The following is a 17,880-nucleotide window of genomic DNA, read 5'->3' as shown; positions in this document are numbered from 1 at the left end:
GGTCAGGCCTCGGGCGCGAGCACGCCTTTTTTGAACACGAAGCAGCCGTAGAAGCGGCGCTCGCCCGTGGCGATCACGCAGTAGGCGCGGCGCGCGGCTTCGTAGAAGGCGAAGCGTTCGATGGAGCCCAGCGGGCGCGAACGGCCCTCGGCCGCATCGATCTCGCGTTGCATCTCCTGCTGCACCGGCGGAATCGTGTCGGGCTCGCCCATGATCTCCATGCGCCGTGCCGGATCGTCGACCGCGGTGTCCAGCGGCAGCACCGAAAGAATGGCGCGCGCCGCTTCGGTGGTGCCTACGCCGTCGATGCGCAGCAGCCGGCCCAGCGTGGTCTGGCGTGCGACCGAGTCGGCCGGGAAGTTGGCGTCGCACAGCACGAGCTCGTCGCCATGGCCCATGGCGCGCAGGGCGTACAGCACGTCTGCGTTGAGCAGCGGATGGATGGACTTCAGCATGTTTGTCTCCACGAATGGATATGTTCTTGTGGCCGCGATCTTAGAGAAAGAAAACGTTTGCGCAAACGTTTGCCGCTCGAAGATTCATGGGGGTTTCCCTTGGTTTCCAGATGCGCGCGTTGCGCGCACGGCGCTCATTCGCCATACGGGATCCAGATGTTCTTGACCTGCGTGGCGTGCCGCAGGAACAGCGCGCCTTCAGCGCAAGCCGCGTCGTGCCAGTCGGTGGCCAGGCCGTGGTCGACCAGCGTGCGCTTCAGGTTGCCGGCCGACAGGCGCTCGGCGTTGCGCGACAGCTCCTTCGCACCGAAAGCCCACAGTGCATCGACGTCGTCGTGCTCGGCCAGCGTTTGCGCCAAGCTGGCGGCGGGGCCGGTCACGAGGTTGATCACGCCCGCGGGCAGGTCGGAGGTTTCCAGCACCTGGTAGAAGTCGGTGGCGATCAGCGGGTGCTTCTCGCTCGGCACGATCACCGTGCGGTTGCCCATGGCCATCAGCGGTGCGAACAGGCTCACGAAGGACAGCAGCGGCGCCTCGTCGGGGCACACCACGCCGACCACGCCCATGGCCTCGACCGTGGCCAGCGCCACGCCGCGCAGCGGCGGCACATGCACCGTGCCTTCGTACTTGTCGGCCCAGGCGCCGTAGGCGAACAGGCGGCCCACCGACGCATCGACTTCCGCCTGCGCGGCGCGCGCGGCCAAGCCGGTGAGGCTGGCGATGCGCGCGGCGAACTCGTCGGCGCGGGCCGAGAGGTTTTCCGCGAGGTAGTACAGCGCCTGCGCGCGGCGGTGCGGCGTGGCGCTCGACCAGCCGGCGGCCGAGCGTGCTGCGGCCACGGCGTTGCGGATGTCCTTGCGGTTGCCGGTGCCGACCTCGCCGATGCGCTGGCCGTTGGCGGCGAACACCGGGTGCGAGAGTTCGCCGTCGGGCCGCACCTGCTTGCCGCCGACGAACAGCTTGGCCGTGCGGTCGATGGCCGGGAGCCTGGCTTGCGCCTTCGGGGCCTCGCCCGGTGCCTCGTTCGCGGCTTGCGTGGCCGCTGCAGCCACCGCAGTCATTGCCGCAGTGCGCGGCTTGCGCTCTGCCCAGGCGCGCGGCTTCATGTACTCGTAGCAGCCCTCGCGCCCGCCTTCGCGGCCGTAGCCCGATTCGCGGTAGCCGCCGAAGCCCACGCCCGCGTCGAACAGGTTGGTCGCATTGACCCACACCACGCCGGCCTGCAGTTGCGGCGCAATGCCCAGCGCCAGGCCGATGGTTTCGCTCCACACGCTCGCGGCCAGGCCGTAGCGCGTGTTGTTGGCCAGCGCAACGGCTTCGTCGGGCGTGCGGAAGGTCATCGTCACCAGCACCGGGCCGAAGATTTCCTCGGTGGCCACGGTGGAGGCCGGGTGCACGTTGGTCAGCAGCGTCGGCGCAAAGAAGCTGCCGCCGGGCGGCAGCGCGCCCGGCGCCTGGAAGCAGCTCGCGCCTTCGCGCACGCCGGTCGCCACCAGCGCGCGCACGCGCTCCAGTTGCGTGGGGTCGATCAGGCTGCCCATGTCGATCGCCTTGTCCATCGGCGAGCCCACGCGCAGGCTCTGCATGCGGCGCTTGAGGCGCTCGATGAAGTCGGCCGCAATGCCTTCCTGCAACAACAGCCGCGAGCCGGCGCAGCACACCTGGCCCTGGTTGAACCAGATGGCGTCGACCACGCCTTCGACCGCGGCGTCGATGTCCGCGTCGTCGAACACGATGAAGGGCGACTTGCCGCCGAGTTCGAGCGTGAGCGACTTGCCCGAGCCGGCGGTGGCTTCGCGAATGAGGCGGCCCACGTCGGTCGAGCCGGTGAACGCGATCTTGTCGACGCCTTCGTGCGCGACCAGTGCCGCGCCCGTGGCGCCGTCACCCGTCACCACGTTCAGCACGCCCGCGGGCAGGCCGGCCTGCGCGGCCAGCTCGGCGAAGAGCAGGGCGCTGAGCGGCGTGAACTCGGCGGGCTTCAGCACCACCGTGTTGCCCAGCGCGAGCGCGGGCGCGATCTTCCACGCGAGCATCAGCAGCGGAAAGTTCCACGGAATGATCTGGCCGACGACGCCCAGCGGCACCTGGTCGGCGAACTCGCGTTCCTGCAGTTGCGCCCAGCCGGCGTGGTGATAGAAGTGGCGCGCCACCAGCGGCACGTCGAGGTCGCGCGTCTCGCGGATCGGCTTGCCGTTGTCCAGCGCCTCGACCACCGCGAGCAGGCGCGCATGGCGCTGCACCATGCGGGCCAGCGCGTACAGATGGCGTGCGCGGCCATGGCCGCCGAGTGCCAGCCAGCCGGGCTTCGCGGCGCGTGCCGCAGCCACAGCCGCATCCACGTCCTGCGCGCTGCCTTGCGCGATGCGGGCCAGGCGCTGGCCGGTGGCCGGCTCGGCCGTCTCGAAATGTGCGCCGGCCGACGTGGCGGTGAAGCGCCCGTCGATGAAGTGGCCGAAGCCCTCGGCATGGCGCGCGAGCCATTGGCGCGCGTCGGTGTCGCTCTCCGGTGCGGGGCCGTAGTCCATGGTGTCGAAATAGCGTGCGACGTTGCTGTTGTTCTGGCTGCTGCTCATCGGGTCATCCGATCGGGTGGCGGTTGAAGGCCGAATAGCGGCCGGTGACGTGGTGTTCCAGCTGGCGCTCGATGTCGGCCAGCAGCGTGGAGGCGCCGATGCGGAACAGGTCGGGCTCGAGCCACGGGCGGCCCAGCTCTTCCTTCATGAGCACCTGGTAGTCGAGCGCGGTCTTGGCGGTGGACACACCGCCGGCGGGCTTGTAGCCCACGCGCAGGCCCGTGCGGGCTTCGTACTGGCGGATCATGCGCAGCATGACGAGCGTGACCAGCGGCGTGGCGTTCACGCCTTCCTTGCCGGTGGAGGTCTTGATGAAGTCGGCGCCGGCCATCATGCAGACCATCGAGGCCTTGGCCACGTTGCGCAGCGTCTTCAGTTCGCCGGTTGCAAGAATGGCCTTCACGTGCGCGTCGCCCGCCACGCGGCGGAAGTCGCGCATCTCGTCGTAGAGCTTCTGCCACTGCCCGGTGAGCACGTGCTCGCGCGTGATGACGATGTCGATCTCGGACGCGCCGTCGCGCACCGAGGCTTCGATTTCCTTGAGCTTGAGTTCGTGCGGAATCAGCCCCGCCGGAAAGCCCGTGGACACCGCCGCCACCGGAATGCCGGTGCCCGCCAGCGCCTCGACCGCGGTCGACACGAAGCGGTGGTACACGCACACCGCGCCCGTGTGCAGCGTGCGGTCGGCAAAGCCCAGCGCGGCCAACAGGTCGGGGCGCACGGGCGTCACCGCCTTGGCGCAGAGCCGGCGCACCCGCTCGGCCGTGTCGTCGCCATTGAGTGTGGTCAGGTCGATGCAGGTGATGGCCTTCAGCAGCCAGCCGGCCTGCGCGTCCTTCTTGACGGAGCGGCGCCCCGGCAGCGTGGCCACGCGGCGCTCCGCGGCGGAGAGGTTGATGCGGATGCTGTCGAACCAGCCGCTGTCGAAGGGTTGCGCGGTGTTGCGCGCGGCGGCGTGGGACTGTGCCGGTGCGGCGGCGACCGCGGCCGCGGGTGCTTCGGATGCCAGCGCGGCAACCGCCGTGGCCGACGGCGCCGGACGCGAGCGCACCGCGCCGCTGGCGCGAACGAGGGAAGTGGATGTCATGGAGTGGGGAGCGCCGTGGCGCACAGGGGCCGCGGGTGCGGCAGGCAGGCAAAGGGCATGTCTCTTGTCTCCGTGGCGGCATCGCCGTGCGATGCCGCGGTGGTGTCTGGCTTGTCTTGCGTGCCGTCGTGCAGGGCCGGCGGCGCGTAGGTGTGAATGTTATGGCAACAACATTTAATTAGGCAAGATGTTTTTGAAATAACATTTTCGAACCAGCGATGACCGATACTCCGGGGCTTGGACCAGAGGAACCCGAACATGCGAAAAACCGCCGGAGCCGAGGCCCGGGCCGTGCGCCTGGCCCGGATGCAGGAACTCGTCGAAGCGGGCGGGCCGTTGCCGATCAAGCAGGCCGCCCAGCGGCTCGACGTGACCGAGATGACCATCCGCCGCGACCTGTCGTCGGCCGATTCGCCGTTGTCCGCATTGGGGGGCTATGTGCTGGCGACCACGCTGCCGGGGGCCGAGCGCTACTCGCTCGACGAGGCCAGCGACCAGCACGCGGCCAACAAGCGCCTGGCCTGCGAGCGCGCGGCCGAATGGGTGCAGCCGCACGACAGCCTGTTCATCGACTGCGGCACCACCATGGTCCACTTCGCGGAAGCGCTGCCGCCGGACATGCCGCTGAGCGTGGTGTGTTACTCCACGAACATTGCGGCGGTGCTGAGCCGCAGGCCGAATACGCAGCTCATGTTGCTGGGCGGCCTGTACCACCCGTCGTCGGCCACGTTCTTCTCCGACGAAGGCCTGCAGTACCTCAACAAGCTGGGCGTGAACAAGGCGTTCATCTCGGCCGGCGGGCTGGACCCGGAGCGCGGCGCGAGCTGCTCCAACTTCCATGAAGTGCCGGTGAAGCAGGCGGCGATACGCAGCGCGTCGGAGAGCTTTCTGATCGTCGACGAAAGCAAGCTCGGCAAGCTGAGGCCCGCGTTCTTCAGCCCGCTCGATGCGTTCGCGCGCATCGTGGTGGGCGGCGCGCCGGCCGCGGCGGTGAAGAAGCAGTTCAAGGAACTGCCGGTGGAGTTCGCGCGGGCCGGGGGCGGCTGAGGACGACGGCTCACCTGTTTGTGGGATGCGCGGCTCAGGCTTGCCGCCTAGCCTCGCGGCCCGACTTCACCATTCGCCGACGGAGGCCCATGGCAGCACTTGTTTGCAGGCTCCTGCTCGCGTTCGCGCTTCTGTCGCTCGCAGGATGCGTGTCCGTGACGCACCCGAATCTCGGCCCGGCGTCCGACAAACTGGCCGCGTACGACAGCGCGCCGAGCCTGTCCAATGCGATCGCGGTTGGTGCATCGATGCGCGATCGCTATGCCGAGAAGATCGAGAGCCAGATCGCCTGGGAGCGCGGCATCGGAGTCGGACTGATCGGGGTTACCGGGGTCGCGGCGGACCTCGCGATGCGAGGCGTAGCCAAGTCCGAGATTCTCGGACTCGGACTTGCAGGCGCGGCGCTCTACACGGGGGGGAACTGGCTGTTCAGCAAGCCGCAACAGATGATCTATGCGGCGGGTGCGAGCGCTGTGCAGTGCGCACTCGATGTGACTCAGCCTTTCCAGCTGGCGGAGGGGCTTCGGCCGTCACTGCGCGCGGATATCGCGAAGATCAGGCTTGACTCCGACGAACTCCAACGCCTGCTGGGGGCACGCTCACCCACGACGCCGGGCGAGAAAAGCGCGCGCGGGGCGATCGATCGCGCGAAGGCGGTGTTGCCTGCCGCGCAAGAGATGCTCGCCGCGCTGGACGGCGCGGGTGTCGCATTGCGCTCTTCCTTGAGCGCGATCCAGTTGCAGGTGACGAATGCGTATCTTGCGAACTCGCCGAACCTGCAGGGTTTGGTGGAGGCGCTCGGAAAATCGTTGCCGGCAACAGGCTCGAAGATCATCGGCGTGTCTTTGCCACCGATGCCGCAAGTGGCCTTCACTGCCGGTTCGGCCGCGGAAAACGAGCTTGCGAACAAGGCCAAAGCTCTCGATGCGCTTGTCAGCGATGTGGCAAAGACGGTTGCCTCGCTCAACCTGAAGCCTGGCGACGACAAGCTCAGGTTGTGCAGCGTGGATCTCAAGCAGGCGGGACTGGCCATGAAGCTGGCACCTGCTGGCGCGCTGACGGTCAGGCCCGGCGGGGCCGCGACGGTCGTGGTCTCCGGCGGGGTGCTTCCCTATCGCGCCGAGTGGATCGGTCAGCGTCCGCCCGATGGCGTCAGCCTGAAAGTCGAATCGGGGCAAGGCTTCATCACCGTCGAAGCGAAGGGCGGCGTCACGGTGGGCAGTTACCAGTTGCTTGTCCTGGACGCGGGGCAGGGCCGCGAGTCCGTCGATGTGGCGATCGGTGGTTCCGGCGGGGCCCAGCCGCCGGCATCCCCCAACACCAGAGCGGCTGCTGCTACGCCGGACCCGAAGTTGCGCAAGGTCCAGCAAGTTTTGATCGACAAGGGAATCACGACGGTCAAAGTCGATGGCAAGGATGAAAAGGTGCTGGCCGACGGCCAGATGGGAAAGATCTCGATCGAAGCCATGCGGCAGTTCATGAGAGACCAGGGCGCGCACGACGATCAGATACCCAAACGCGCCGATCAACTGCTGGCCGAAGTGGCGTCGATGCTGGTGTTCAGGTAACACGCAAGGAGATGCGCCATGAAGATGCCCCAGTACCTGTTACGAGCGATCTTCGTGCTGCTGGCTGCCGCCGCGCCGCTCGCAATTCCACTGCTGTCGGGAAGCGTGCCCGCTGCCGGAGCGTTTGACTGGCCGCGCTTCGGCGCGTGGCTCTGCTGTCTTGTCGGCATGCTGGGACTGTTCGTGCTTGCGGGGCTGAAGATCCGACGGCGCGTGCTCGGCGTGTTGGTCGACGAACGCAACCGCTATTCACTGTCTCGGCTGCAGATTTCGTTGTGGACGGTGCTGGTGCTCGCCTCGGTGTATGTGGTGTTTGTCGTCAACGTCGTGCGCGGCGATGCACGGTTGGCCCTGGTGGTGGATCTCGACCCCAACCTGATCATGCTGATGGGCCTGAGTGTCGCGAGCTTTGTCACGGCGCCGATGGTGCTGAGCCTCAAGACGATGCAACCGGCCGACGCGAGCGAGCTTGCACGTACCGGCCGGCAATTGCGCGACGCGCAAGACCTCGATGCGATGCCTTCGGCCACCGGCCGCGTACTCGTCAAGAACAATCCGGGCGATGCACGCCTTGCGGATTTCATTCGCGGCGAGGACATCGGAAATGCCAATGTGGTCGATCTGCCGCGCCTGCAGATGCTCCTCATCACCGCAGTCGTCGTGCTCGCCTATGGCGGTGCGATCGGGCACATTCTTGGCACCGGTGCGTCGTTCCTGGTCGAACTTCCCAAGCTGAGCTCGACCGTGTTGCTGCTGGTGCTCGTGAGCCATGGCGGCTACATCGCCGGCAAGCTGATCCCCACCAGCCCGGCTGTGCCGGCCGCCGCGCCGCAATATGGAGCAAGAGCACTGCAGGCCAGCCAGCGCGCGGCGTCGCTCGCGGCCGACCTGCAAGTGCGGCTCGACGCGGGTGTGGCGGGCGATTCACGCCTCGACTGGCTGCGCAGCGGCCTGGCGCTGTCGCAAGGCCTGGCTGCCGAGGCCGCGGCGTTGCCAGGGCGTTTCGCCGGCGTCGAGTTCAAGCCTGAGGAACTGGCGAACCTCGAAGGCCGCATCGACGCGCTGCGCGCCAGTCTGGGCGCGCAGCCTGGCGCGCCCTCGGGGCGTGAGATCTACGACGCGCCGTCGCCTGCAACGGTCAGCAAGGTACAGCAACGGCTTTGCGATCTCGGATATGCCGGTGTCCGAGTCAGCGGCATTGCCGACGCGGCGACGGAACGGGCCATCGGCGTCGAGTTCGCGAAGCTGGGCATCGACCGCGCCGACCTTCATCCGCGGCCCTTCCGCTATTTCGAAGAGACGGCGCAGCTGATCGGCTGACGCAGGGAGGCTGCTATGACCCAGATGCTGAAGATCCACCAGACACGCTACAGCGCGGCGTTCGAGTTCCTGTCGCAGGACCTGCCGGCGCTGAAAACATCTGACCCGTCGATTTGGGACGCATTGCTGAAGAACGCGCATCTGGCGGATGCAGAGGCGGTTCAGGTCCTCACGATGGACGGCGGTGCGCCGCTCATCTTCGCCTCCGATCTTGGCGCCTCCGTCTATGGCCAGTTCGACCCGCAGATCCCCGGGCGCGTCGAGATCGCCATCGAAGTCTTGAGTCGCTTCACATCGGATGCGAGCGATACCGTGGCTCGGCGGTTCCTTCGTGCAAAAGTGCTGCACGAGATATGTCACTGGGCTTGTTTCCGACGACAGGTTCCTGACAACGACACGGCCGGTGAAGCGTTCGAGATGGCGGCGTTCGCGGGAGAGTTGATGCCGTGGTGGACGGAGGCTGTCGCGAGGGCCGGCGATGTGTTCAGTGATCCCGTGGCGCGTGCCGATGCGCTCATTTCGCTGCTCGGCAAGCGAGGTTTCGCGCAGGGACGCGGCGAAGATCCGGCTCGTGCGGTCTTCGGCGGCGCCGATGTGGGCGAGGCCATGCCGCGAGGATTTCGCAACAACAATCCAGGCAACATCCGCGTCAGTTCGTCGATGTGGCGGGGTCTTGCCGATCCGATCGACAAAACCGAATTTCAACAGCGTGAGTCAAGCTTTTGCGTTTTTCGGGAGCCCGAATGGGGCTTGCGCGCACTTGCCATGCTGCTGCGCCGCTACAAGACCGAGCACGGCCTCGACACGCCGCGCAAGATCATCGCCCGCTGGGCTCCGGCCGGCGACAACAACGACGTCACGAGCTACGCCACGCAGCTCGCCCTGGCGCTGGGCATGGGTCCGGACGACTTCGTGGATGCGACCGTCGACGAAAGTCTGGTTGTCATGATGCGTGCCATCGCGCGACACGAGAATGGCGCTCGCCCACCGTATGCCGGCATGCAGTACCTGACGGCTCTGGATCTCTTGCGTCGTTGACGGCCGTTAATTTCACCTGGATCTTCAACCTCCGGAATCGTCGCTGATGGACGGGTGCTGCCAGCTCTTGTAGACGAACTCCAGGCTGTAGCCGTCCGGGTCTCGCACGTTGGCGGCGTAGTAGCGCGGGTCGTAGTGCAGCCGCGCGCCGGGTGCGCCGTTGTCGGTGGCGCCGGCGGCCATGGCTGCCGCATAGGCCGCGTCGACCTCCGCGTTGCTCGACGCCACGAAGCCGATGTGCGCGGCGCGGCCTTCCACCGTGCCTTCGCGCAGCCAGAAGAACACGCGGCCATTGGCACCGAAGCCCTTGAGGTCCGGGTGGCCCGGCGGGCCGTTCCTGCCGTCGTAGTCGAGCCGGTTCGTGATGCCCAGCGGTGTCAGCGCGGCGGTGTAGAAGGCGATCGACCGGTCGAGATCGCTCACTGAAATGAAGACGTGATCGAGCATGCGCGGATTCTCCCCGCTCAGATGAAGTAGCCGCCGGCAACCTCGACGGTCTGCGCGTTGATCCAGCCGCTGTCGGCGGACAGCAGGGTGGCGATGACGCGGCCCACGTCGTCCGGCTCGCCGACGCGGCCGAGCGCGGTCTGGGATGCGAGCAGTGCCTCGAACGCGTCGGTAAGGCCGCCGCCGAGTTCGGTGCGAATCGCGCCGGGCGACACGGCATTCGCGCGGATGCGCCGCTCGCCGAACTCCTTGGCCATGTAGCGCGTCAGCACTTCGAGCCCGCCCTTGAAGGCCGCGTACGGCGCCACGCCCGCGGTGGCCACGCGCGTCGTCGCGCTGGTGAGGTTCACGATGCTCGCGCCTTCCTCGAGCAGCGGCAGCAGCGCCTGCGTGAGAAAGAACGGGCCCTTGAGGTGAACGTTCATCAGGCCGTCGAACTGCGCGGGCGTCACGCTGTCGATCGGGTTGAAGAGCCCGTACCCGGCGTTGTTGACGAGCCCGGCCAGCGTCTGGCGGCCCCAGGTCGATTGCAGCGAGCGCTGCACGGTGTCGCGGAAGCCGCCGAAGCTCTCGGTCGCGCCCACGTCCAGCTGCAGCGCCACGGCCTTGCCGCCTTCGGCTTCGATGCGCCGCACCACGGTACCGGCCGCGTCCGGTTGGCTGTTCCACGTCAGGATGACGCCCATGCCGCGCCGGGCGCATTGAATGGCGGCGCTGGCCCCGATGCCTCGGCTGCCGCCGGTGATGACGATGACGCTCATGTGTGTGTTTTCCAGGTTGGTGAGGGATGCGTCGACGATAGCCAGCGCGCCTGCCGCAGCCGTGCCCGTTCCTGCCTCGGGCCTGCCTGTTCCTGCTTTTTGCTTGCGCTTCGCGCCGTGCTGCGGTCAGATGCGTGCCCATGCAAGACCAGTTGAAAGAACTCAGGAGGCTCGCCGCGCGCGCCGAGAACCGCCGCACCGAAACCGGCATTCCGCGCGTGGCGATGGTGCAGGGCGCGATCCCCGAGCACCAGCTGGCGGCCGTGTACGACCCGATGGTCAATCTCATCCTGCAGGGCAGCAAGTCGATGACGGTCGGCAACCGCACGCTGCACTACGACCCGGCCACGTATTTCGTGATGTCCGTCGACCTGCCGGCGGTGGGCGTCGTGCGGCCGGCCGCAACCGGCGAGCCCTACCTGGCCGTGAGCCTCACGCTCGACCCGGCGCTGCTCGCCACGCTGCTGGCCGACCTGCCCAAACCTGCCGGCGCCGTCGCGCAGGAGGCGGGCTTCTCCGTCGCAGCCGTCACGCCGGAGCTGATGGACGCCTGGGTGCGCATGCTGCGGCTGATGGAGCGGCCGGACGACATCGCCGCGCTGGCGCCGGCCTACGAAAGGGAGATCCTGTACCGGGTGCTGCAAGGCGCGAACGGCTGGATGCTGCGCGACATTGCCACGCCCGACAGTGCGCTGTCGCGCGTGAACCTGGCCATTCAATGGATCCGGCGCGACTTCGACAAGCCGCTGCGCGTCGAGGCGCTGGCCGACCGGGCGGCCATGAGCGCGTCGGCGTTTCATCGCCACTTCAAGGCGGTGACGGCGCTCAGCCCGCTGCAGTACCAGAAGCGCATTCGCCTGCTGCAGGCGCGCATGCTGCTTGTGTCGGGTGGCAGGAGCGTGACCTCGGCCGCGTTCGATGTCGGCTACGAAAGCGCGACCCAGTTCAGCCGCGAGTACGCACGCGCGTTCGGCCTGCCGCCCGCGCAGGATGCGGCGCGGGTTCTCGCTTCGATTCGCCTCGCGTGAAGCGAGGGCGCGGTGGCTGTGTGAACTTTGGTGGCAGCGATATTCACTTGGGAAAACAGCGCGGCTGTGTAGAAAATGAACGCGCGGGCCAGTCCCGGATGGCGCGGCCAACAAGCGCACAACGCATTCGAACTTTGGGAGGATATTCAATGGGGATCATGGACATCGTCGGCCATTCGCTGCTCGACAACGACAAGCTTCACTTCAGCACCACGCCGGACGCCACGCCGCAGGAGGCGTGGCTGGTCACCCTGGGTGCGCCGCTTTCCGCTTTCAACGGCGACCACGTGAACACGGTGGCCACGGGCAAGGAGGCCGGCGACCTGCGCGATGGCATTGCGCAGGTGTGGGGCGTGAACGACCGCGCGAGCTTCGAGGACAAGGCCGAATGGCTCGTGCAGGAAGGCCAGCGCGCGAAGTACGCGTCGCTGTGGCAATCGATCGCGGCCGTCGACGACGCCGTGCAAACGACGCATCCGGTGATGCGCGCCTTGGCCGACGGCATGTTCCCCGCGTTCTTCCAGATCAAGGCCCGCAAGAGCCTCGACTACAAGGCGCTGGGCGCGCAGAGCGGGCACTCGGTCCCCGAGCTTGCGCAGCTGGTAACCAGCAGCCGCTCATGGGTCGATGAATTGCGCAAGCACTTCAAGGCGCAGCCCGCGCAGATCGCCAACCTCGTCGCATGGGACGCGGTGCGGCTGGTGAGTCTGTCGCGCTGGGCGGTGCAACTGGGCTTCATCGAGCGCGCGGAGTTCGCCGGCTTTGCAGGCGGGCTGAAGCGGCAGGTGCAACAGGCCTACGCCGACTGGTCGCAGGTGAGCGCGGCCTACATCGCGGGCGGGCTCATCTGGCGCTATTCGAGCGAGCGCGAAGAGCACCTGCTGCGCACGAACCGGCTGCTGTTGAGCGACGCGCGCAGCCCGTACCGCAGCACGGCGTTTCGCTGAAGCGCCACGCCGTCGCGCGGGCGACCGGCCGACGTCGGCAACCTACGAGCCCTTCACCGCCATCGTTGCGATGACACCGGCCAGCGCCCGCATGCCCCGGTCGATCTGCTCGGGTGTCAGGCTCGCATAGCCGAGGATCAACCCCGCGGCCTTGTGCTGCGCGCGGTGTGCCGACGTGGCGAAGAGGGGCGACACCGGGTAGACCCCCACGCCCTTGCCGAGGGCCGCGGCCACGAGGGCCGGCTCGCTGCGCGCCCGCAGAAATGGCAGCCACAACACCACGTGCAGCCCGGCCGCCGTGCCCGCGACGTGGGCCTTGTCCGGCAGGTGGCGCACGACGGCATCGAGCAGCGCGGCGCGCCGGCGTTCGTTCTCGCGGCGCACGCGCCGGACATGGCGCTCGTAGGCCCCGCTGTCGATCAACGACGCAAGCACCCTTTGCTCCAGCAACGGCGCGTGCCGGTCCGCCAGGCGCTTGGCCTGCCGAAAGACCGCGACGAGCGCGGTGGGCAGCACCAGGTAGCCGATGCGAAGCTGCGGCGACAGCGCCTTCGAAAAGGTGCCGGCGTAGATCACGCGGCCGTCGCTGTCCATCGACTGCAGCGCGTCGATGGGGCGCTGGCCGTAGCGGAACTCACCGTCGTAGTCGTCCTCGACGATCCAGGCCCGGTGCCGCTGCGCCCACTGCAGCAGTGCGAGGCGCCGGCCCACCGGCAGCACGCCGCCCAGCGGGAACTGGTGCGACGGCGTCACGTAGGCCAGGCGCGCACGGTCGTCTGGCGGCAGGCGCGCGGTGTCCAGGCCCTGGGCATCGACGGGAACCGCCAGCAGGTCGGCGCCGGTGGCTTCGAAGCAGCGGCGCGCCATCAGGTAGCCGGGGTCTTCGAAGACGAAGGCATCGCCCGGGTCCAGCAGCAGCCGCGCGCAGAGGTCGATGCCTTGCTGCGAACCGTGGACCACCACGATCTGCCCGGCGTCGCACGCCAGCCCGCGCGCACGCCGCAGATAGCCCTGCAGCGCGCGGCGCAGCGACGCGTCGCCCTCGGGCGCGGCGTAGTACAGGCTGTGCTGACGGCGCAGAAGCTCCGCCTGGTAGGCGCGCCGCCAGGCCTGCGCCGGAAAGTCGTGCGAGGCCACCGCTCCGTAGGCGAAGTCGATGGCCGCGGGCTCCGCGCGTGAGAGCGCAGGCATTGCGATGCCGCTCACGCGGTGGCCGAAGCCCGACAGCGCGAGCGGCGGCTTGCCGCGGCGGGCCGAAGCCTGTCGAACGGCCGGCACCGCCGGGGGCGCGCTGGCGATGCGGGCGGCCCGGCCCACGGAGGTGGCGATGAAACCCTCGGCCGCCAACTGCTCGTAGACGGCCGTCACGGTGGTGCGCGACACGCCGAGGTCCGCGGCCAATGCGCGTGTCGACGGCGCCTTGGCGCCCGCGGCGAGCGTGCCGTCGGCAATCTGGGCCCGCAGCAGGTCGTAGATGCGCCGGCCTGCGCCCGGGGCGGTGAGGGCCGGGATCGGCGGATGCAGAGGACGCACGGGACGACGAAACTGGTCCATCGAAAATGCCTGAAACTGGATCTTCGCATTGTGCCGGTTGCGAGCGAAAGTCGGTGCCTCATTCCCTCGTCCACGACCGCTCCCGATGTACATCCCCCCACACTTCGCCGAAACCGACCCCGCTCAATTGCACCGCGTCATCCGCGAGCACCCCTTGGGCGCGCTGGTCACCCAGGGGGCCGACGGCTTCGACGCGGACCACCTGCCTTTCGAGTTCGATCCCGACGAGGGCGCGCATGGCCTGCTGCTGGCCCACGTCGCGCGCTCCAACACGCTGTGGCAGCGCTGCGCCTCGGGGAGCCCGGCGATGGTGATCTTTCGCGGTGCGCAGGCCTACATCTCTCCCAGCTGGTACCCCACCAAGCACGAGGCGCACCGCCAGGTGCCCACCTGGAACTACGAGGTGGTGCATGCGCACGGCGTGCTGAGCGTGCATGACGACGAGCGCTTCGTGCGCCGCATCGTCGCGCGCCTGACGCGGCGCCACGAAGCCGGCGAGCCCATGCCATGGAAGATGGGCGATTCGGCGCCCGAGTACATCGACAGCCTGCTGCGCAACATCGTGGGCATCGAGGTGGCGCTCACGTCGCTGGTGGGCAAGTTCAAGCTCAGCCAGAACAAGGAGCTGCGCGACCGCGCCGGCGCGGCCGATGCGCTGCAGGCGCGCGGCAGCACCGCGTTGGCCGAGCGGATGCGCCCGGCCGATTGACGCCTGGCACCTGGTGTCTGGCGCCTGGCATCTGCGCCGCCGCCGCTGCTCCTTTTTTTGAAGGCGCGGCGGCCGGGGGCGTAACCTTCTGCGCGAAGCGCCCGAACTACGTTGCATGAGACGCAGCGTTGAACCCGGCGGATGGCACGTCCTTCGCTATGCACATCCGTATACACCGATGCTGCGTACTCAGGTCATCACCTCAAGGAGCCACTCGCCATGAACCACCATCCCGCACGCCGCTTCGTTCTCAAGGCCGGCACCTCGGCATTCGGCCTGGCCGTCGTCAACGCCTTCGGCTGGAGCGCCAGCCTGGCGCACGCGGCCGAGAACGGCAAGTTCGAAGTCAGCCGCAGCGACGCCGAGTGGCGCAAGCTGCTCACGCCCAACCAGTACGCGGTGCTGCGCCAGGAGGGCACCGAGCGGCCCTACACCAGCCCGCTGAACGACGAGCACCGCGAAGGCAGGTTCGCGTGCGCGGGCTGCGCGCTCGACCTGTTCTCCTCGAAGACCAAGTTCGACAGCAAGACCGGCTGGCCCAGCTTCTGGCAGCCGCTGCCGAACGCGGTGGGCCAGAAGGTCGACAGCTCGGTCGGCATGACGCGCACGGAGGTGCACTGCCGCCGCTGCGGCGGCCACCTGGGCCATGTGTTCGACGACGGTCCGAAGCCCACCGGCCTGCGCTACTGCATGAACGGGATGGCCATGAAGTTCAACGCGGGCGCTGCCTGACCCCTCGGCCCCCGGGACCACCCCGGACCTTTCACTGAACTGCCTGCCCTTTCGCCATGCTCCTTTTCCTCGTCGCCTACCTGGGCGGGGTGCTGACCATCCTCAGCCCCTGCATTCTTCCGGTGCTGCCCTTCGTGTTCGCGCGCGGCGACCAGCCGTTCCTGAAGAACGGCCTGCCGCTGCTGCTCGGCATGGCGCTCACCTTCGCGGGCGTGGCTTCGCTGGCCGCGGTGGGCGGCGGCTGGGCGGTGCAGGCCAACCAGTACGGCCGCATGGCAGCCATCGTGCTGATGGCGCTGTTCGGCGTCACGCTGCTGTTTCCGCAGCTGGCGCAGCGGCTCATGCGGCCGCTGGTGAGCTGGGGTGAGCGGCTGTCGGCTTCGGCCGGCGGCGATGCGGCGGGTGGGCAGCGTTCGTCCTTCGTCACGTCGGTGCTGCTCGGCGTGGCCACGGGCCTGCTGTGGGCGCCGTGCGCGGGGCCGATCCTGGGCCTGGTGCTGACCGGCGCGGCGCTGGGCGGCGCGAGCGCGCAGACCTCGCTGCTGCTGCTGGCCTATGCGGCGGGTGCGGCCAGTTCGCTGGCGGCCGCGCTGCTGGTGGGCGGGCGCCTGTTCAAGGCAATGAAGAAGTCGCTGGGCGCCGGCGAGTGGATCCGCCGCGGCATCGGCGCGGCGCTGTTGTGCGGCGTGGCCGCCATCGCGCTGGGGCTGGACACCGGCGTGCTGGCGCAGCTGTCGGTGGCGGGCACGTCGTCGGTGGAGCAGGCGCTGATCGACAAGGTGCGGCCGAAGAAGGCGGCCGAAAATTCCGCCGAGGCGCCCGCGGTGGTTGCCACGAGCCCCGATTCGGCGGTGATGATGGCCGGCGCCGACGCCATGATGGCCCCGGGCAACGCCATGATGGCCGCCAACAACGCGATGATGTCCGCGGACAAGGCCGCCGAGGCATTGCCCGTCGAAGGCCAGGGCCCTTCGCTGGACGGTGCCGTGCAGTGGCTCAACTCGCCGCCGCTGACCATGGAGGCGCTGCGCGGCAAGGTCGTGCTGATCGACTTCTGGACCTATTCCTGCATCAACTGCCTGCGCGCATTGCCGTATGTGCAGGCCTGGGCCGAGAAGTACCGGGACAAGGGGCTGGTGGTGATCGGCGTGCATGCGCCGGAGTTCGCCTTCGAGAAGGACATCGGCAATGTGCGCAAGGCCGTGAAAGACCTGAAGGTCGGCTACCCGGTCGCCGTCGACAACAACTACGCGATCTGGCGCGCGTTCAAGAACGAGTACTGGCCGGCGCACTATTTCATCGATGCGCAGGGCCGCATCCGGCACCACCATTTCGGCGAGGGCGCTTACGACCAGTCGGAGCAGGTCATCCGGCAACTGCTGGCCGAGGCGGGCCAGGCGCCGGCGGCGGGCGACCTGGTGAAGGTCGAGGCGCAGGGCGCGCAGGCCGCCGCCGACAGCGCGAACGTGAAGTCGCCCGAGACCTACATCGGCTACGGCCGCGCCGAGAACTTCGCGTCGGCCGGCGGCCTGGTGCAGCGCAAGCCGCACGCGTATGCCGTGCCCGGGCAACTGCAGGCCAACCAGTGGGCGCTGGGCGGCGACTGGACCGTGGGCGAGCAGAGCGCCGTGCTCGGCAAGGCGCAGGGCCGCATCGCCTACCGCTTTCACGCACGCGACCTGCACCTGGTGCTCGGCTCGGCATACGACGGGCGCCCGGTTCGCATCAAGGTGACCATCGACGGCAAGCCGCCCGGCGAGGACCACGGCATGGACGTGGACGCGCAGGGCCTGGGCACCATCGACGGCCAGCGGCTCTACCAGCTGGTGCGCCAGCGCGGCGAGGTGGCCGACCGGCGCTTCGAGATCGAGTTTCTCGACCCGGGCGCGGAGGCGTTCGCGTTCACCTTCGGTTGAGCGTCGTGGCGCCCGGCGGACAGGAACCGGCCGGCGTCATGCATGTCCGGATACAACCCATACGCTTTGGCGGATCGCGCCGGCCGGCCCGCTGCCGCACAATGCGCAGCTTCTCCACCCCGGAGCGACGATGAATCCCGACACCATCGCGAACGCCGAACTGCTGCAGGTCGCGGGCCTGCCCAAGCCCGGCTTCCTGACGCTGGAGGCGCTGCAGGGCCTGCCCCGGCACGACCTCGGCCCCACCCAGGTCCTTTGCTATTCCGGCCGCCCCGTGGCGCAGGTCGACAGCTACGCGGGCGCGCGGCTGGTCGACGTGCTCGACGCGCACGGGCTGTCGCAGCGGCCGCGCTCCGAACTCAAGCGCTGCGTGGTGGTGGCGCAGGGCGGCGACGGCTACCAGGCCGTGTTCAGCTGGAACGAGCTCTACAACAGCGCCATCGGCGAGAAGGCGCTGGTGCTGTACGAGAAGAACGCCGAGCCGCTGGACGCGCACCTCGGGCGCATCTGCCTGATTTCCGCCAACGACACGCGGCTGGGGCCGCGCCACCTGCGCGGACTGTCGCGGGTGGAACTGAAGATGCTCTGAACACGGCGCAACACGGCACGGTGCCGTGCGGTTCTCGCGCGCGGGACAGGGTCATTCATCGGGCGTAGCCTCTGCGCCCTTGTCGTCTTGTTTCCACCCTTGCATG

General features: G+C 68.5%; 16 protein-coding genes. 10 read left to right on the top strand and 6 right to left on the bottom strand.

The genetic code is table 11. The features are described 5' to 3' along the window. Window positions 1–2: 2 nt before the first annotated feature. From BM013_RS27440 to deoC, 3 genes are all read right to left on the bottom strand, one after another. Complete coding sequence (locus BM013_RS27440) at window positions 3–455, bottom strand: RbsD/FucU family protein (protein ID WP_093130952.1); 453 nt, start codon at window positions 453–455, stop codon at window positions 3–5. A 134-nt stretch (window positions 456–589) separates the two neighbouring features. Beyond that, a complete protein-coding gene (locus tag BM013_RS27435) occupies window positions 590–3,031 on the bottom strand; it encodes an aldehyde dehydrogenase family protein (protein WP_093130950.1) in 2,442 nt (813 codons plus the stop codon). Window positions 3,032–3,035: 4 nt separating this feature from the next. Further along, window positions 3,036–4,118, bottom strand: a complete 1,083-nt coding sequence (deoC, locus tag BM013_RS27430) for a deoxyribose-phosphate aldolase (RefSeq protein ID WP_093130948.1) — start codon at window positions 4,116–4,118, stop codon at window positions 3,036–3,038. A 258-nt stretch (window positions 4,119–4,376) separates the two neighbouring features. Between deoC and BM013_RS27425 the strand changes: the two genes are divergently transcribed. The 4 genes from BM013_RS27425 (at window position 4,377) to BM013_RS40675 (ending at window position 9,091) form a co-directional block, all read left to right on the top strand. Beyond that, window positions 4,377–5,165 (top strand): DeoR/GlpR family DNA-binding transcription regulator, encoded by a 789-nt coding sequence (locus BM013_RS27425; RefSeq protein WP_093130946.1) that lies wholly within the window; start codon window positions 4,377–4,379, stop codon window positions 5,163–5,165. Between the two features lie 89 nt (window positions 5,166–5,254). Beyond that, a complete protein-coding gene (locus BM013_RS27420; RefSeq protein ID WP_093130944.1) occupies window positions 5,255–6,733 on the top strand; it encodes a hypothetical protein in 1,479 nt (492 codons plus the stop codon). An 18-nt stretch (window positions 6,734–6,751) separates the two neighbouring features. After that, window positions 6,752–8,053 (top strand): hypothetical protein, encoded by a 1,302-nt coding sequence (locus BM013_RS27415; RefSeq protein WP_093130942.1) that lies wholly within the window; start codon window positions 6,752–6,754, stop codon window positions 8,051–8,053. A gap of 15 nt (window positions 8,054–8,068) precedes the next feature. Next, window positions 8,069–9,091 (top strand): hypothetical protein, encoded by a 1,023-nt coding sequence (locus tag BM013_RS40675; RefSeq protein WP_143098358.1) that lies wholly within the window; start codon window positions 8,069–8,071, stop codon window positions 9,089–9,091. A 24-nt stretch (window positions 9,092–9,115) separates the two neighbouring features. Here BM013_RS40675 and BM013_RS27405 read toward each other — a convergent pair whose 3' ends face one another. Further along, the gene (locus BM013_RS27405) at window positions 9,116–9,538 is read right to left on the bottom strand and encodes a VOC family protein (protein ID WP_093130940.1); all 423 of its coding nucleotides are present in this window, start codon (window positions 9,536–9,538) and stop codon (window positions 9,116–9,118) included. A gap of 17 nt (window positions 9,539–9,555) precedes the next feature. Continuing rightward, window positions 9,556–10,299, bottom strand: a complete 744-nt coding sequence (locus tag BM013_RS27400; protein WP_093130938.1) for an SDR family NAD(P)-dependent oxidoreductase — start codon at window positions 10,297–10,299, stop codon at window positions 9,556–9,558. A 140-nt stretch (window positions 10,300–10,439) separates the two neighbouring features. Here BM013_RS27400 and BM013_RS27395 point away from each other — a divergent pair, with 140 nt between their 5' ends. Then, on the top strand, window positions 10,440–11,327 hold the full coding sequence (locus BM013_RS27395; RefSeq protein WP_093130936.1) for an AraC family transcriptional regulator: 888 nt from the start codon (window positions 10,440–10,442) through the stop codon (window positions 11,325–11,327). 149 nt (window positions 11,328–11,476) lie between these two features. After that, window positions 11,477–12,274: a DUF1266 domain-containing protein gene (locus BM013_RS27390; protein ID WP_177225577.1), complete on the top strand. Its 798-nt coding sequence runs from the start codon at window positions 11,477–11,479 to the stop codon at window positions 12,272–12,274. 42 nt (window positions 12,275–12,316) lie between these two features. Here BM013_RS27390 and BM013_RS27385 read toward each other — a convergent pair whose 3' ends face one another. Then, window positions 12,317–13,828: a MocR-like pyridoxine biosynthesis transcription factor PdxR gene (locus BM013_RS27385; RefSeq protein WP_093130932.1), complete on the bottom strand. Its 1,512-nt coding sequence runs from the start codon at window positions 13,826–13,828 to the stop codon at window positions 12,317–12,319. 85 nt (window positions 13,829–13,913) lie between these two features. Between BM013_RS27385 and BM013_RS27380 the strand changes: the two genes are divergently transcribed. The 4 genes from BM013_RS27380 to BM013_RS27365 all read left to right on the top strand — a co-directional run bounded on the left by BM013_RS27380 (window position 13,914) and on the right by BM013_RS27365 (window position 17,774). Next, entirely contained in the window at window positions 13,914–14,537 is a 624-nt protein-coding gene (locus BM013_RS27380; protein ID WP_093130930.1) for an FMN-binding negative transcriptional regulator, read from the top strand. Between the two features lie 219 nt (window positions 14,538–14,756). Continuing rightward, window positions 14,757–15,269 carry a peptide-methionine (R)-S-oxide reductase MsrB gene (gene msrB, locus BM013_RS27375; protein ID WP_093130928.1) on the top strand — a complete coding sequence of 171 codons (513 nt, stop codon included), beginning with the start codon at window positions 14,757–14,759 and terminating at the stop codon, window positions 15,267–15,269. Window positions 15,270–15,325: 56 nt separating this feature from the next. Next, on the top strand, window positions 15,326–17,185 hold the full coding sequence (locus BM013_RS27370; protein WP_093130926.1) for a cytochrome c biogenesis protein DipZ: 1,860 nt from the start codon (window positions 15,326–15,328) through the stop codon (window positions 17,183–17,185). A gap of 130 nt (window positions 17,186–17,315) precedes the next feature. Beyond that, the gene (locus BM013_RS27365; protein WP_093130924.1) at window positions 17,316–17,774 is read left to right on the top strand and encodes a hypothetical protein; all 459 of its coding nucleotides are present in this window, start codon (window positions 17,316–17,318) and stop codon (window positions 17,772–17,774) included. Window positions 17,775–17,880: the final 106 nt, after the last annotated feature.

The organism is Variovorax sp. OK605 (assembly GCF_900115445.1).
Lineage (GTDB): Bacteria > Pseudomonadota > Gammaproteobacteria > Burkholderiales > Burkholderiaceae_C > Variovorax.
Note: the sequence above shows the minus strand (reverse complement) of the source record. Positions and strands in the feature narration are given on the sequence as shown.

Coding starts and splice junctions, on each gene's coding strand:
- BM013_RS40675 (WP_143098358.1), top strand. CDS start 8,069: ATGACCCAGATGCTGAAGATCCACCAGACACGCTACAGCGCGGCGTTC.
- BM013_RS27390 (WP_177225577.1), top strand. CDS start 11,477: ATGGGGATCATGGACATCGTCGGCCATTCGCTGCTCGACAACGACAAG.
- BM013_RS27365 (WP_093130924.1), top strand. CDS start 17,316: ATGAATCCCGACACCATCGCGAACGCCGAACTGCTGCAGGTCGCGGGC.
- BM013_RS27395 (WP_093130936.1), top strand. CDS start 10,440: ATGCAAGACCAGTTGAAAGAACTCAGGAGGCTCGCCGCGCGCGCCGAG.
- BM013_RS27405 (WP_093130940.1), bottom strand. CDS start 9,538: ATGCTCGATCACGTCTTCATTTCAGTGAGCGATCTCGACCGGTCGATC.
- BM013_RS27415 (WP_093130942.1), top strand. CDS start 6,752: ATGAAGATGCCCCAGTACCTGTTACGAGCGATCTTCGTGCTGCTGGCT.
- BM013_RS27420 (WP_093130944.1), top strand. CDS start 5,255: ATGGCAGCACTTGTTTGCAGGCTCCTGCTCGCGTTCGCGCTTCTGTCG.
- BM013_RS27400 (WP_093130938.1), bottom strand. CDS start 10,299: ATGAGCGTCATCGTCATCACCGGCGGCAGCCGAGGCATCGGGGCCAGC.
- deoC (WP_093130948.1), bottom strand. CDS start 4,118: ATGACATCCACTTCCCTCGTTCGCGCCAGCGGCGCGGTGCGCTCGCGT.
- BM013_RS27385 (WP_093130932.1), bottom strand. CDS start 13,828: ATGGACCAGTTTCGTCGTCCCGTGCGTCCTCTGCATCCGCCGATCCCG.
- BM013_RS27440 (WP_093130952.1), bottom strand. CDS start 455: ATGCTGAAGTCCATCCATCCGCTGCTCAACGCAGACGTGCTGTACGCC.
- BM013_RS27370 (WP_093130926.1), top strand. CDS start 15,326: ATGCTCCTTTTCCTCGTCGCCTACCTGGGCGGGGTGCTGACCATCCTC.
- msrB (WP_093130928.1), top strand. CDS start 14,757: ATGAACCACCATCCCGCACGCCGCTTCGTTCTCAAGGCCGGCACCTCG.
- BM013_RS27380 (WP_093130930.1), top strand. CDS start 13,914: ATGTACATCCCCCCACACTTCGCCGAAACCGACCCCGCTCAATTGCAC.
- BM013_RS27435 (WP_093130950.1), bottom strand. CDS start 3,031: ATGAGCAGCAGCCAGAACAACAGCAACGTCGCACGCTATTTCGACACC.
- BM013_RS27425 (WP_093130946.1), top strand. CDS start 4,377: ATGCGAAAAACCGCCGGAGCCGAGGCCCGGGCCGTGCGCCTGGCCCGG.